Consider the following 12,950-nt stretch of genomic DNA (forward strand, 5'->3'; position numbering starts at 1 on the left):
CAAACGAATGACCATCACCCATGAACCCCGCAGCACCAGCCCTGCCGACCCCACGCCCAAGACCGCCCCCACAACGGCATCGACGAAGCCCGGCGTGCCGGTACAGGTGCGATTCAACGCCGCCGGAACTCCCCTGGCCGTCCGCCACGACGGACAGATCTGGGCGGTCGCAGCCGAACCGGTGCACTGGTTCGAACGCTGCGACTGGTGGCACACCGGCACCCGGGCTGCCATCGGCTCCGGGGACCTGGTCAGCGTCGAACACTGGCGCGTCCAGGTCCGTGATAGCACCTCCGCGCCGTTGCGGACCTTCGAGCTGCGCCGCGACCCGTTGTCGGAGCAGTGGCTCCTGGTTTCCATTACCGACGGGTAAGGGCAATCGTGGGTGGGTTCTCCGGCCCGGTGCCGGACCAGATGTGGGCGGCGCTGCGCCGTGAGTTCGGACTGCCTTCCCTGGAACAGGTGCACGCCCGGCTCAGCGCGCTGCCGGATGTGGAGCCGGTGCTGCGCAGCCTGGTCCGGGTGTTCATCGACGACGGGACCTTCTGCCCCGGCTTCCAGTTCACCGCCGGCGGCCAGCTCGATCCCCGGGTGACAGCGCTGTTCCGGGCGGCGCTGGAGGCGAAAGTGCCGCACAACTACTTCGCCCTGTGGATGATGACCCCCGCCCGGGAGCTGTCCTGGACGCGCCCGGTGGACCGCCTGGATGAAACCAGCCGCCTCGTCCGGCTCCTGCAGGCCCCGTGAAAAGTCCGCCCATGCCCCGGAACCGGTCGATGATGCCATCGGCGATGAATGGCTCGAATACCTCGCGTCCGTGGGCGCGGTCGACGGTGTCGTGGCCGCCGCACGCGGCTACGCCCAGGCCGGACAGCGGCTGGACAAAACCGTCGCGGCCGCCAAAGCCGCCGGGGCGACCTGGGCCGAGATCGGCCGCGCCGCCGGAATCACCCGCCAGGCCGCGCACGAACGCTGGGCCGACAAATAGGGAGCATCCGGACCACGACCGGGTTCACACGCGCGGTGCCTGGCGTAGCCTTTGGGCCATGGGACTGATGTACGACGATCCGCGGCTGGCCGCCCTGACCCTGCTGCGCATCGCTGCCGAGGAAGCCGAGGGCCCCTCTGGGATGACCGGCCGCATGCACGCGGTCATGGGCGACCTCGTGCAGCGCAACGGGGCCGGGTATTTGGCGGAGCTGGCCATCGCCCTGGCCCGGACCGGGTTCATCGCCGTCGATGAACTGGCCAGAAGGACCGGGAACAGCACCGCCGAACTGCTGGACGCCGTCGAGGTCGATACGCTCGAAGGCCTCGATGGGGACTGCTGAGCACTCTGCCGGGACCGGCCTGCCGGCGGGGCTTGCCCCGCCGGCAGGTCGCCCTCGCCCGGGCCGTCACGAAGATGCCCCGCGCCCGGCCCGGGAATCTCCTGTTTGAGGCAAAGTGGGACGGCTACCGCTGTATCGTCGTCCGCGACAATGACCGGGCCACGCTGTGGTCCCGGCAGGGCAAAGACCTAAGCCGGTACCTGCCCGAGCTGATTCAGGTCTTGGAGGCTGCTGTCCCTCCCGGGTGCGTGATCGATGGGGAGGCCGTGATCTGGGCCAACGGCCGGCTCAACTTCACCGCCCTGCAACAGCGCCTCAGCGCCGGCCCGAAAACCCTCCCCGGACTGGTCCGGCAGACCCCGGCCAACTACGTCGCGTTCGATGTCCTCGCCGTAGCCGGACACGACTCCCGCGACCTGCCGCTGCACCAGCGAAGGGCCCTCCTGGAAGAGCTCGCCACCGGCTGGGAGCCGCCACTGTCCCTCTCCCCCACCACAACTGACCCCGATGAGGCCGCCCGCTGGTTCGAAGAATTGCCCCACACAGGAGTCGAGGGGCTCATCATCAAAAACACCAACGAGCCGTACACCCCGGGCGTCCGCTCCTGGTGGAAGCTGAAACACAGGGAAACCATAGACGTCATCTGCGGTGCCGTGATCGGACCGATCACCCAACCCTCAGAGGTCGTCGCCGGCCTGGTCCTGGAGGGTGAACTGCGGATTGTCGGCCGTTCCACCCCGCTGAAGACCGCGGACGCCCGGGACCTGGCCCGATGGCTGAAACTGCCAAAGGGTCAGCATCCCTGGCCCGCCACTGTGAAGGGCACGACCCTAGACAGGTTCAACCGGGACAAGGAACCCGTGACGCTCACCCTGGTGGAACCGGTGGTCGTGGAAGTCTCCGCCGATACCGCCTGGTCGGGCCGGTCCTTCCGGCATCCCCTCCGCCTGCTCCGGGCCAGACCGGAACTGTCCCCTGCCGATGTGATCCTGCCCGAACTTCATACGGGTTAGCGGTCGGTGCGGATGGTGATGAGTTTGTCCCTCACCCAGACGCGCGTAGAGGTTTTCCCGCGCCTCGTCGTAGGTGGCGCCTTCGACGTCGGCATATCCGTAGCTGCCGTCCGGGTTGGTGATGGTGCCGGTGAGTTTCACGGCATGAGTCTATGTGGCTGAAGGCTCGGCGGGCTCGATGAGCTCGGGTCCGTTGTTCCGCACACTGTTCACGCGTGGGCTGACGATCCGAGGTGTCAGGGTTGGTTCCGGCAGGGAGTCAAGCAGGTGCTGGACTTCATCCTTGTCGGTCAGGTCCGGGTCCAGCCATTCCGCGAAGCGATCCCGCGGGATGATGACCGGGGAACGGTCATGGACGTGGCCCAACGCGTCCTGCGTCGTCGTGGTGAGCACCGTGCAGCTGAGCAGCCACCGGCCGGGGTCTTCCTCAGGAAGGGAAGGATCCGCCCACCACTCGTACAACCCGGCGAAGCCCAGCAACGGCTCCTGCTCGGAGTACAGGTAGTTTGGGATCTTCTTCCCGTCCTCAGTCTTCTGCCACTCGTAATAACCTTCAGCCGGCACGATCGCGCGACGCTTCACAGCAGCTTTCCGGAAGGACGGCTTCTCCAAAATGGACTCACTGCGGGCGTTGATCAGTTTGGAGCCGACCTTGACGTCCTTCGCCCAGGACGGGACAAGACCCCAACGGGCTATAAGCAGATGCCGGTCAATCGCGCCCTCATCCAAACGCTCAGCAACGATAGGCACACTCTGGGTCGGCGCCACATTCCAGCTCGGCGGCGGCGGGCTCCCCTCGACCTCTTTGGCCTCAAAGTGGCGGAGCAGGTCGCCTGTGGCCTTGGACATCACGTATCTGCCGCACATGGGGCCATTCTGCCTGATGCCTCTGCTAGATGGCGCATGAACAACGCAGCCAGGCTTCACAGACCATGGGGACTGGGAAAACATAAAGAGCTCGCTGAACGTGCCGGAACCGCGTCTTCCTATCGGGCTGTTTCCGTCAGGCCTGGTAGCTCTCTTCTTCTTGATGGGCGCGGATCCTTAGTAGTTCGACGCCCTCTTCGGGGGTGCTGACCACGCCCAACTCATCTTCCACTATGAAGTAGGGGCCTACCCGCCCCTCGCGCCGCCCGATTTCGACCTTCCAGGCCTTACCGCTCGGGACAAGCCTGCCCATAACCTGTTTGGTGGAGGCCCATTTAACAGTGAGCGATCCGTCGTTGATATTGGGACTGGTGACAAGCTCTCCATATTTGATGTCGCCGAAGGGTCCTGTCCGGACTCCTTTAAACGGCGGACCGCTGGGGCGGACATGATAGAAATCCCATCGTGGATAGCCGTCTCGATCTTTCCAAGAAACCCTGAAGTCAATGCCCTTCAGGTGCCCACGGTCCGTTACCTGGCCGCTGAAATGATAGGGATCATCGGGGTCTTTTCCGGGGATAGTGGGACCCTCTTTGTCCTCCATCACTATCTCGTCTTTGGGCGCGGTGATGTGAATGTCCTTCATCGGCCCACTACCACTTATGCCCGAGAAGTCTGACAGGAGGAACCGATCGAGGCCATTCACAGGGGAGCTAGATGCGTAGGCGATGTTGAACGCTTCGGGTTTGGCGTTTCGTTTAGCTACCTCCGCGAGAGCCTCCTCCTCACCTTCCTTAAAGAGCCCATTCCGTCTCCGTTTATCGGTGATCCGAAGGCCGAGCAACCACATACCAGGCTTCTTCAGAAGCTTGATTTTGCTGAATACAAACCGTCGTATTGCCGGAACCCCAAAGATGATGACCAGCAGTACGAGGATGATGAGCGGGGCCGCCTGCTGCCAGAATGCAGGATTTGTAGGTCCGGAAATTGTCCCGGCCCAAAGTGCTCCGAAATAGACAACGCCTGCAGTACTTACGACTCCACCTATTGCGCCCGCAATAGAGCTCTCAACCATGCCGTTCTTGTTCTTCTGCTGTTCAGCCACTAAGGAATCCTAGCGTCTGGCCTCCCAAGCAAGGGGCTCCCGCTAACAACTTAGTCTCCCCGCACTGCCCGCTTTGACGGAGGTCACTTCCCACCTGGGCGCTTGCATGCGCGGAGCAACCGCACAGCACGGCGGTTGGCTGGCTCATGAAGAAGCACGAGCAAGGCCAGCAAGGGCAGGGCGGCTAGCGGGTCTCCGTTGAGGATGACGGACAAAAGATTCATTGCAGCTCCTTCGTACTCGGTGGGCCGATTGATCCGGCTCTTCTGTTGGCACTGTCCCGCGATCCCTGGATGGCGGTGGGACGGTGCGCGTGTCTGACTCCTTGAAGGTAATGCGCAGTACCCAGCCCAAGGCGCTTACTACTGAGCCAGACAATAGATCCCGGTTTCATCAAAGGATCCTTTATCCGGACCGGGAGGGCCGGCCCGGCGTCGGCTGGTCAAAGCCTTGATTTCCGCCACTCTCCCCTGACACGGCCTCGTCCCATCAATGTGTCTCACATAGGCTATTCTCAACAAAAGGCAACTTAGCCTTTGATGAGCGATGGGGCAGGCATATGGGGAGTTTCGGTTATGCCAGGGTCAGCACCGTGGACCAGAACGCGGATCTGCAGCATGCAGCGTTGCATACTGCAGGCTGCCAGCGGATCTTCACCGACCACGGCGTAAGCGGAACGAGGGCCAGCCGACCTGAACTGGACAAAATGCTTGAGCACCTGCGGGACGGTGACGAAGTCGTGGTCTGGAAGCTGGATCGGCTGGGTCGCAACACCCGGAACCTGCTGGCTCTCATCGATGACCTGGAACACCGAGGGGTGCACTTCCGCAGCGTCACGGAAGGCATCAGTACAACCGGGCCGATGGGCCGGGCCATGCTCACAGTCATGTCCGCATTCGCACAACTCGAGCGCGACCAGCTGGCCGAGCGGACCAGGGCCGGTATGGCCGCGGCCGCCGAACACGGACGGAAGGCCGGGCGGCGGGAAGTCACCGCCGCTCATGAGAAAGTCAAGCGCGCCCGCGACCTAAATACCCAGGGACTCTCCCCGGCCGATATCGGGAAGGTCATCGGGGCCAGCCGCGCTACCGTCTACCGCTACCTCCGACTGGCAAGCGACGAACTGGCCTGACGAGGACCATACGCAACGCCGCGGAGGGGATGGCATGCCGCCGAATACCGCGACCGTGGGTCCCCATCGGACGCTTTGCCGGCGGCTAATTGGTCGTAGTCGGTACTCTCCGGCGCTCCCCCCATCAATGGTCAAAAACGTCCCCTCCCCGGACTGACCCACTTTGATCCCCGGCAACGAGTTCTGACGGCACGATCCGGCATCGTGGTCGGGTTTACAGACCCTGGCGGCAACTAGGTATCAAACGGTCGTTTTTGACCTGTCCAGATGACCACGCGCACGGCATGGACAATCCTCGTAGAGTTCACCGTTAGTCTGCCCCGCGGCGACCAGTCTAAAAAACGAAACACCCCGGTCCGAAGACCGGGGTGTCGTCGATGTTCCGAGACATCACCTGCGTGCGCGAAGGGGGACTTGAACCCCCACCCCCTTTCGAGGACTAGCACCTCAAGCTAGCGCGTCTGCCATTCCGCCACCCGCGCAAGTAGTCGTTCGGGTCCGGCCTACGCTTCAGCGTCTCGCTTTTCCCGGAGCAGCGACAAAGACCTTAGCATGAAGTTTCCGCAGATTCGCGAGTTTGTCGTGCACGGCCGACACGAAACCCAAGTCGAACAAAGTGAGCCTCGATTCAGCCGGGCCGCATAGGGTTGCGGTGGCTTCCGGTTTGGAACCGGGGAGCCACGGACAGCTAGTCTGCTGTTTCAAGCACGGCCAGTACCTGCCGTGTGGCGTCCAGATGCTCCAGCGCCAGGCCGACAGCTTTTTGGGCGGTGCCGTGCGTCTGTTCCGCGTCTCTGGCTAGCGTCAGTCGGTCATCTTCCAATAGCTCGTTGAGCTGGTCTTGGACGTCCAGAAGCAGGCGGTAAAGCTCATCGGTGGTGGCTCTCTCAATGTTCACATGCCTAACCTCTCACTTTCAGGCATCCAACGCGTCGGCGGGCTCCGCAGGGGGGCATCTATGTGATGTCCGTGACGAGTTCGGCGTCGACCCGGGCCAGTGCGTCAACCCACGCGGATGCCGTTGTCTGCGAGGAACTCGCGGGCGCGGCCGATCTGGCGGTCGGTGGAGAAGGCGTACCACTGTTCGCTGAGGTTCGCGTCGTGGACGAGGTCTCGGAATCGGCTGAAGGCTCCTTTGCCTTCGATCGCCCGTTCCAGCCGCGCCCGGAGGGCCTCGTCATGCTGCCGTTCGGCGAAGGCCACCATGTCTTGCCAGCCGTCCCGCGAGCTGGTGTGGTCGAGTCGGAGCCAACGGTCAGGTTCCTCCTCCACGTCAATGGCGGTACTCTCCCCGACGATGATTGGGTCAGCGGCGCTGTCGTCGTACACCTGCCCGGTGCGCAGGTCGAGGTAGCCACCGGTCGACAGGTCCGGATCCCCTTCCAGCATGATGCTGAGCATGTCCAGGTCCACTGGCACCATTTGGCCGGTCAGCGGCACACGGCGCAACCCGGCCAGCAGGTCCTCCGCCAGCACCCCATCCCCAGCGCCGTCACGCCACGTCAGCCGGTTAATCACTGACAGTGCCACCGGCTCGGTGTCCTGGCGCCGCTGCTCCAGCGCCATCGGTATGCCCGCACCTACCTGTTGGAGAACATCATCGACGTCGCGTCCCGTCACCGCAGCCAGGAAACGGGCCGCGTCTTCGGCCGCGATGGCTTCACGCAGCTCGGACAGGTCGAGCACCGGTGCCTGCACCTGTGCGGGCCACGAGTGCAGCAGCATAGGGTGCGGCCGGGCCGGCCTGGCCGGCGGCCGGCTCTCCCCATCGTCGGTAGCCCACCGGCGCCCGTACTGGTCCGGGATGCTGCCCCAGCCCCAATACGGCAGGGGAACGTCCGGGCGGATACCCAGGACCTCCAGCGGGTCGACCTTGACCTCGCCAACCACGCATCGGTGCATCCAGGCGTCACCGAGGTCGAACGTGAACTGAAACTCAGCCCCCGGGCCCACCATGCGGGCGACCTTGGCAGCAGCGAAGTCGATGGGTGGCCGGATCGGGCCCCTGACCGATCCGGCCATCCCGGCTCCGGTGTCTTCATCAGTAATCACCCGGCCGTCGGCCAGGGTGAAGACTGACAGGTGCGAGCGGTCCCAGCGGGCGAAGGCATCGTTGATGGCCATGGCGAGGTCCATGAAGGTGTGCGACGGCCCAACCGCGAAAACACGCCCGGGCCATGGCCACAGCTCCTCACCACGACCACCCAGCAGCTCCACCGTCACCGACAACCAAGTTCGTGCCATACCCCCAAGGATGGCACGCGCCAGCTGCGGGGCCAGGGCGGATCACTTCAAGGCTCCGCCCATAGTGGCCGGTAGGTTATCCCAATCTGCTCCGGACCCATTGCCTCTGAACCTCCGCGCCTGCCCCCGCGCCCCGGAGTCCAGTCAACAAGGGTTTCTTGGCTTCATCCGGGCACGGGTCGGTACACCTTTGGCGGTAAGCGACTCGATCGTGGGGAAACACCCCCGGATCCTCTCGGGTCAGTCGATGCGCTTCTGGAACGAGACCATGACCACGGCCGAGGCGATGTAGCGCGTGACCTGGACGTTCTCATGACCAATGATTCCAGCAGGTCGACGTTCGGTGAACGGCACGGGCGTGACGGTGTGGGATGCAGGCTCTGCTGTCCATAACTGGTCGCCGGCCTCTTGGAATACGGTCACCAGGTCTTTGAGGTTCTTGTCCAGTCGTTGGGCGAGCTGCCTGACCGCGCCCTCGACGGTCGGCTGCGGCTCACTGACCACGTACACGGTTTCAATGCGGCTCATTTGCTCTTCTTCCTCAGCAGCCGGGGACGCCTGATGCCGAACAGGCTTCCCAGATAAACCAGCACCGCCCAGCTCACAAGACCGGTGACAAAGGACAGTGCCGCGTCACCCACGAGGAACACATTCGCCCGTGTTACCGCGTTCCCGAGCGCCTGAACGGTAAGGATCAGGTAGATTCCCGCGCACGCCCAGCCCAACCCGACAGTGCCAGGATCAGGCCGATCATCACTCTTCTCATTACCTGCCCTTGCCGTTTTCTGGAGCGGTTCTGATAAGTCGTGGCCAGCGTTTCGCCCGCTTCGCAGGGCGGCTCAGCGAAAACCGGGCCGCTCTACCGGTTTGGCCCCTCCCCTGTCTTCCCGGCCGGACCGCCTCGGCGGGACCGGGATTCGGCCACGGCAGCGCGCGCTTCGGCGGCCTCGGTTCGGAGCTGGTCCATCTGGCGCTCGTACAGGGTACGGAGGTCATCGACGCGCTGGTTACCGTGGTCGCGTTCGCGATCTGCGTCGGCCCGGGCAGCGTCGCGCTCGGCGGTGAGCGCGGCCACGGATCCTCGCAGCTCGGCTGTCGCCTCGCGGGCGCCGTCCAGATCCGCACGGAGCGCCTCAAGCTGACCCCTGACGGCCTCGAGCTGCGCACGGACTTCCCCTGCTTCGGCTTCGGCGCGATGGGCCCGCTCCGCTTCGGCCGCCGCGCGGCTCTCCGCGCCGGTCTTTTCCCGTTCCGTGGCCTCGGCCCGGGCAGTGGCGGCGTCCCTGTCCTGCTCCGTGCGGGCGAGCTGGTCGCGGGCGGCCTCGAGGATGGCGCGCAGCTCCCCCGCGGCGGCTTCTGCCTGTGCCCGGTCCTGCTCGGCGGCCATGCGAGCCTGGGCAAGTTCCTCTTCCAAGGCCTCCCCCGCATTCCGGGCAGTCAACAGCTCATCCTGGAGGCCAGCCAGATTCCCCGTCAGCTCTTCGACCTGTTGCGTCGCCTCTGCGGCGGCCGCGTCGGCCTCGTCCTTTTCGACCTCCGCACGCCGCTGGGCCTGCTCGGCGCGCGTGGCACGGGCCGCTGCAGCGGCGATCTTCTCGGCGGCCTCGGTCGAAATCGACTCGATCTGTGCTTCTGCCGCGTCCGGATCCCCCACCGTGCGCAGCTCCTCCACAAGTGAAGCCAACTGCTGGCCCAGATGCTCAATCATGCCCGCAACCTGGCCCCCGATCTCGCTGGCGCGCTGACGCGCAGCATCCACAGGACGTGTCTCCTCGGCCCGCTCCTGATGCTCCCCTTGCCGCTGCCGGGCACGCCACGCGGCGGCACGGTTATGCCTGGGGTCATCGCAATACTCAGGCGGCCGCCCCGTCCCCGCCTCACCGGCCATCGCCGGGCGTCGGCACCCAGGAAACCGGCAGATGCGCTCCTCGGTCTGTTGCTCACTCATAGCGTCACCATAACACAAGACGAAACTTAACGAAATACGAAAGATGAAACGAAACGTTATGGGTCTGCACTGTCGTTTTTGGAAGGCGTCTGCACAGATGTTCGTACTCGCTTGCACAACGAGTGTCAGCGCAAGGACTGACCAGGCGACAGTGGTCACCCGTCGGGCCGTACCGTTAGTCCAGCCGCCGGCGAGATAGGCGCGTTTTTGCATGCCGGGAAGTCCCCGGCCGATACGAGCCGGGGTTTCCCGGTCTGTGCATTGGTCGGGCACCATCGTCCAGACCATGTGGATGGTCAGGCCTTGGGCCCGCTCCAGTCGAAATGGTTCTAACATCCCTTCCCGCGCCCCGGGCGCGAACAAAGGTGACATTCGTGCAGAGGAGTATGAACAAACCAGTGTTCATACTCCCCTGCACAAACCCCGACAGCTCAAGGGCCCGCTGTGCAAACGACTTCGAAAACGACATTTAGGGGGCAATTTGGCGAGCTTTTGGGCACTCCGCACCTATGTCGGATCCCCTCCGGACTCCGGACCGCCGCCCGCTGGCGGGAGGCGAACTAGAGGCTGTGGCGCCAAGGCGCGAGCAGACGCTACAAGAGCCTGAAGTTGCCCCGCCCGTGAAATGGGCGATAGCGGCGAGGACGTCGGGTGGTGTCTAAAGCGCCGGCATGTTGGAACCCGAGTCGTGGCGGGTGCTGGCCGAGCAGGTCTAGGAGTTCGCTCTGGCCCAGTGGGGGTGGGTATTCGTGGGCGCCGCCGTACAGCTGCGGGTAGTGAGTCGGGCCTCGTTGCAGCGCGGGCACGGCGATCAGGACGAAGCCCGAACAGGTGCCGGCCGTACAGGTCGCGGAGCTGTTCCAAACCGATGGTCTTGAGCCGGCGCCGGCCGGGCCTCGTCGACGACGACCAGTTCGAGGTGCGGAAAAGTCTCCGGGCGCTGCGGCTACCCGGCCCACACCCGGCATCTGTATATCTTCAGGCGAAGGCCCTAGGACCTTTAGCTCATGTTCTGATGATTTCTGTAAGCGGTCAGAACTCCGACGAAGAAGGCGTTCCGGTTATCTGCTGTCCAGGTGCGCGCCAGACTGATAATCACTCGCATGTGGTCCCTACGGAAGCGCAGCGGCCTGGTCTCCGGCTCGAGCGACCCACGGGCATGTTTGGGTATGGCCGGAGCTCGCCCGAAGATGTCGTTGGCTGGGATCAGGCTGTCCTTCGGCGCAAAAATATCCCCAAACCGATTCTCGCCCGCAGCCCAGCTAATCGCATTCAGAACGATCCCCGGATAGGAGATATCAGTACTGTCGTGGTGCTCCCCTAGCCACCGGTTAAGGTCCTTGGGCAGGTAGAGAGTGACATGGCCGGAATGCTCTTCTCCAGCGGGTTCAATCTTCTCCTGTGCAATGACTGTGGGCCTGGGCCCTTCCACAGGCTCGTGTGCGGCCTGACCTTCTAGCCGATCTGAAGCAGTAACCCCAGCATCTGCTGCGGACTCCGCGTCCGTGCCAGACTGTCTATTCCGAGTCGCTTCTGCCGTACGAGCGTCCTGTGACCCGGCTACAGCCTGCGGCTCAGACTCGGGTACCGTTTCAGATGTCTGCTCGGCGGGTACTGCTTCAAGAGGAGCAGACGGCACCGGTTGCAGCACGCGCTTCTTCAAGCCGCTGAGTGCACTGAGGTCCATCTTTCCCGGGCTGGAAGGCATGCTCACTTTGCAGCCACCTCAAGATTCTCGTCAAACGCTTCTTCCTGGGCCTGGAGCTCCTGGACGATCTGTTCTGTTAACCGCATGTAATCCTCAGCGAGGTTTCCTGCTGACTGCGCGATACGTGGTTCGTCAGAAGTGCTTTTACCCTTGTTCCGCAGCCGCTCCCAGAACGGAGACTGAGTCGCTGCTCTGGCGGCCAGCTCGTGTGCCGCCAGACCACGGAAACTCGCATCAGCGTCAGCGGCAACAACGTCACGGATGCTGCCCTCGAACACGGGTGCTATGCCGTCTAGGGAGTCCTGCAACAGCGTTCGGGCCTGCTTGTCCACGTTCCTGGCATTTGTAGGGATGCCGAAAAGGATGACGCCAAGCAGCGCGACAGAGGGATTGTCATTTTGGACACTGACTATGCGGCGGGCAAGCGACTGGAGCCCGCGGATTGACTTCGGCTCAGGCTTCACCGGAGCCAAAATCCACCGGGACGCCAACATAGCTTCCTCGATGGCGGTCCAGCCAGCTTCGGAGGGAGGGGTGTCGATCAGAACTATGTCGTAGTTCGGAGCAATCTTGGCCAAGGTGCGGGCTACTCCCCCGCGCATCTTGCCCTGGCGGGAGGCATCGCCCTGGAACGTGTCCATGAGCTGTGCGGTGTGATTGCCGCCGGCGAGGACATCCAGACCCGGTCGCACATCCTTGATGGGCACGGGAACCTTGTCGTACCGGACCGCGATGTCCAATGCCTCACCACGGTCGTACCGCTCATCATTGATGATGCCCAAGTTGGTCGATGTGTCGCCCTGAGAATCGAGATCGACGACGAGCACCTTGTACCCTGCTTCAGCTAAAAGGGCAGCCAAGTTGGTCGTAACCGTTGTCTTGCCGACGCCACCTTTGCCGTTGGAGATACAGATGGTGCGGCGCGAAGCCAGCTGAACGTCGGGTGCCAAAGCGTGAGAGGTAGTTGCCGTATCCATAATGCACATCCTATGTGCGGCGAATGCGATATAGACGCACATTCAGTGGGGTGTCGCTCCACAACATCAACATAGCAACTGTGCAGTTGTTGCGCGTTAGCTATGCAGTAGTGGCGGACTTTCCTTGCATTGACTACGCACTCGTGTATTGATCAGCGTCGGCTTTCAACCGCACTCAGTTATGAACTAGCGCTATGGACTGAGTCATAAGCAAATATGCAGTAACGACACACTAAGTTTAATAGTAGCTGTGCAGTAGTTACTCGCAGTTTTTGACGCACTAGGAATGCGCAGTAGCTACGCAGTTGATGCGCAGGTAGAACGCAGTCATAGTGCACTATCACCAGATGTAGTCACGCAAGTAACCGTCCAGTGGGACAAAGCAGTAATCGCTGCAGTAGGGGCCAGCAGTCAAGAATGCCGCAACCAGCTGCTCAGAGCTAGAAGGACCGTTTGGGGAATGTGAGCACTTTCGATGATCGACGGACACGAGATCGAGATCCAAGCTAACGGTGCTATCGGCGAGAGAGGCAAGCCGAACGGGGAGTGACGAAAGCACAAGGTGGCGTAGTACAAACAAGATCAGCCTGGGGGTGCGAGTCGCCACCAGGAGTGCTCCCATCGG

At 63.1% G+C, this 12,950-nt stretch carries 14 protein-coding genes and 1 tRNA gene; 6 read left to right on the plus strand and 9 right to left on the minus strand.

What is annotated here, in order from left to right; all coding sequences use genetic code 11:
* Positions 1-7 precede the first annotated feature (7 nt).
* The 5 genes from LFT45_RS22615 to LFT45_RS22635 are packed head-to-tail and all read left to right on the plus strand — an operon-like array spanning position 8 to position 2,344.
* Positions 8-373 carry a hypothetical protein gene (locus tag LFT45_RS22615; RefSeq protein WP_336885619.1) on the plus strand — a complete coding sequence of 122 codons (366 nt, stop codon included), beginning with the start codon at positions 8-10 and terminating at the stop codon, positions 371-373.
* 8 nt (positions 374-381) lie between these two features.
* Positions 382-747 carry a hypothetical protein gene (locus LFT45_RS22620; protein WP_236809639.1) on the plus strand — a complete coding sequence of 122 codons (366 nt, stop codon included), beginning with the start codon at positions 382-384 and terminating at the stop codon, positions 745-747.
* Positions 707-988 carry a hypothetical protein gene (locus LFT45_RS22625; protein WP_236809640.1) on the plus strand — a complete coding sequence of 94 codons (282 nt, stop codon included), beginning with the start codon at positions 707-709 and terminating at the stop codon, positions 986-988. The genes LFT45_RS22620 and LFT45_RS22625 overlap by 41 nt, the downstream gene beginning before the upstream one ends.
* 58 nt (positions 989-1,046) lie before the next feature.
* Positions 1,047-1,331, plus strand: coding sequence for a hypothetical protein (locus tag LFT45_RS22630; RefSeq protein ID WP_236809642.1), 285 nt, complete (start codon positions 1,047-1,049; stop codon positions 1,329-1,331).
* Between the two features lie 32 nt (positions 1,332-1,363).
* On the plus strand, positions 1,364-2,344 hold the full coding sequence (locus LFT45_RS22635; RefSeq protein WP_236809644.1) for an ATP-dependent DNA ligase: 981 nt from the start codon (positions 1,364-1,366) through the stop codon (positions 2,342-2,344).
* A gap of 150 nt (positions 2,345-2,494) precedes the next feature.
* Here LFT45_RS22635 and LFT45_RS22640 read toward each other — a convergent pair whose 3' ends face one another.
* Together LFT45_RS22640 and LFT45_RS22645 are read right to left on the minus strand one after the other, a co-directional pair.
* Complete coding sequence (locus LFT45_RS22640; RefSeq protein ID WP_272912849.1) at positions 2,495-3,211, minus strand: SOS response-associated peptidase; 717 nt, start codon at positions 3,209-3,211, stop codon at positions 2,495-2,497.
* Between the two features lie 136 nt (positions 3,212-3,347).
* Positions 3,348-4,316, minus strand: a complete 969-nt coding sequence (locus tag LFT45_RS22645; protein WP_236809646.1) for a hypothetical protein — start codon at positions 4,314-4,316, stop codon at positions 3,348-3,350.
* Between the two features lie 559 nt (positions 4,317-4,875).
* Between LFT45_RS22645 and LFT45_RS22650 the strand changes: the two genes are divergently transcribed.
* Positions 4,876-5,448, plus strand: a complete 573-nt coding sequence (locus tag LFT45_RS22650) for a recombinase family protein (RefSeq protein ID WP_236809647.1) — start codon at positions 4,876-4,878, stop codon at positions 5,446-5,448.
* Positions 5,449-5,847: 399 nt separating this feature from the next.
* On the opposite strand, the gene LFT45_RS22655 is transcribed toward LFT45_RS22650, so the two are convergent.
* From LFT45_RS22655 to LFT45_RS22685, 7 genes are all read right to left on the minus strand, one after another.
* Positions 5,848-5,930: transfer RNA gene (locus LFT45_RS22655), tRNA-Leu, on the minus strand.
* A gap of 206 nt (positions 5,931-6,136) precedes the next feature.
* The gene (locus LFT45_RS22660; RefSeq protein WP_236809648.1) at positions 6,137-6,346 is read right to left on the minus strand and encodes a hypothetical protein; all 210 of its coding nucleotides are present in this window, start codon (positions 6,344-6,346) and stop codon (positions 6,137-6,139) included.
* A gap of 104 nt (positions 6,347-6,450) precedes the next feature.
* Complete coding sequence (locus LFT45_RS22665; RefSeq protein WP_236809649.1) at positions 6,451-7,692, minus strand: UPF0158 family protein; 1,242 nt, start codon at positions 7,690-7,692, stop codon at positions 6,451-6,453.
* A 240-nt stretch (positions 7,693-7,932) separates the two neighbouring features.
* Positions 7,933-8,220, minus strand: a complete 288-nt coding sequence (locus LFT45_RS22670; RefSeq protein ID WP_236809651.1) for a hypothetical protein — start codon at positions 8,218-8,220, stop codon at positions 7,933-7,935.
* 331 nt (positions 8,221-8,551) lie between these two features.
* Entirely contained in the window at positions 8,552-9,451 is a 900-nt protein-coding gene (locus LFT45_RS22675; RefSeq protein WP_236809653.1) for a hypothetical protein, read from the minus strand.
* A 1,189-nt stretch (positions 9,452-10,640) separates the two neighbouring features.
* Positions 10,641-11,348, minus strand: a complete 708-nt coding sequence (locus tag LFT45_RS22680; protein ID WP_236809727.1) for a hypothetical protein — start codon at positions 11,346-11,348, stop codon at positions 10,641-10,643.
* A 2-nt stretch (positions 11,349-11,350) separates the two neighbouring features.
* On the minus strand, positions 11,351-12,325 hold the full coding sequence (locus tag LFT45_RS22685; RefSeq protein ID WP_236809655.1) for a ParA family protein: 975 nt from the start codon (positions 12,323-12,325) through the stop codon (positions 11,351-11,353).
* Positions 12,326-12,950: the final 625 nt, after the last annotated feature.

This window comes from Arthrobacter sp. FW305-BF8, from assembly GCF_021789315.1.
Lineage (GTDB): Bacteria > Actinomycetota > Actinomycetes > Actinomycetales > Micrococcaceae > Arthrobacter.

What these genes read in the sequence shown, in the direction of transcription:
- LFT45_RS22615 (WP_336885619.1), top strand. Translation starts at nt 8, where the DNA reads ATGACCATCACCCATGAACCCCGCAGCACCAGCCCTGCCGACCCCACG.
- LFT45_RS22625 (WP_236809640.1), top strand. Translation starts at nt 707, where the DNA reads ATGAAACCAGCCGCCTCGTCCGGCTCCTGCAGGCCCCGTGAAAAGTCC.
- LFT45_RS22630 (WP_236809642.1), top strand. Translation starts at nt 1,047, where the DNA reads ATGGGACTGATGTACGACGATCCGCGGCTGGCCGCCCTGACCCTGCTG.
- LFT45_RS22640 (WP_272912849.1), bottom strand. Translation starts at nt 3,211, where the DNA reads ATGTGCGGCAGATACGTGATGTCCAAGGCCACAGGCGACCTGCTCCGC.
- LFT45_RS22650 (WP_236809647.1), top strand. Translation starts at nt 4,876, where the DNA reads ATGGGGAGTTTCGGTTATGCCAGGGTCAGCACCGTGGACCAGAACGCG.
- LFT45_RS22665 (WP_236809649.1), bottom strand. Translation starts at nt 7,692, where the DNA reads ATGGCACGAACTTGGTTGTCGGTGACGGTGGAGCTGCTGGGTGGTCGT.
- LFT45_RS22670 (WP_236809651.1), bottom strand. Translation starts at nt 8,220, where the DNA reads ATGAGCCGCATTGAAACCGTGTACGTGGTCAGTGAGCCGCAGCCGACC.
- LFT45_RS22680 (WP_236809727.1), bottom strand. Translation starts at nt 11,348, where the DNA reads ATGCCTTCCAGCCCGGGAAAGATGGACCTCAGTGCACTCAGCGGCTTG.
- LFT45_RS22685 (WP_236809655.1), bottom strand. Translation starts at nt 12,325, where the DNA reads ATGGATACGGCAACTACCTCTCACGCTTTGGCACCCGACGTTCAGCTG.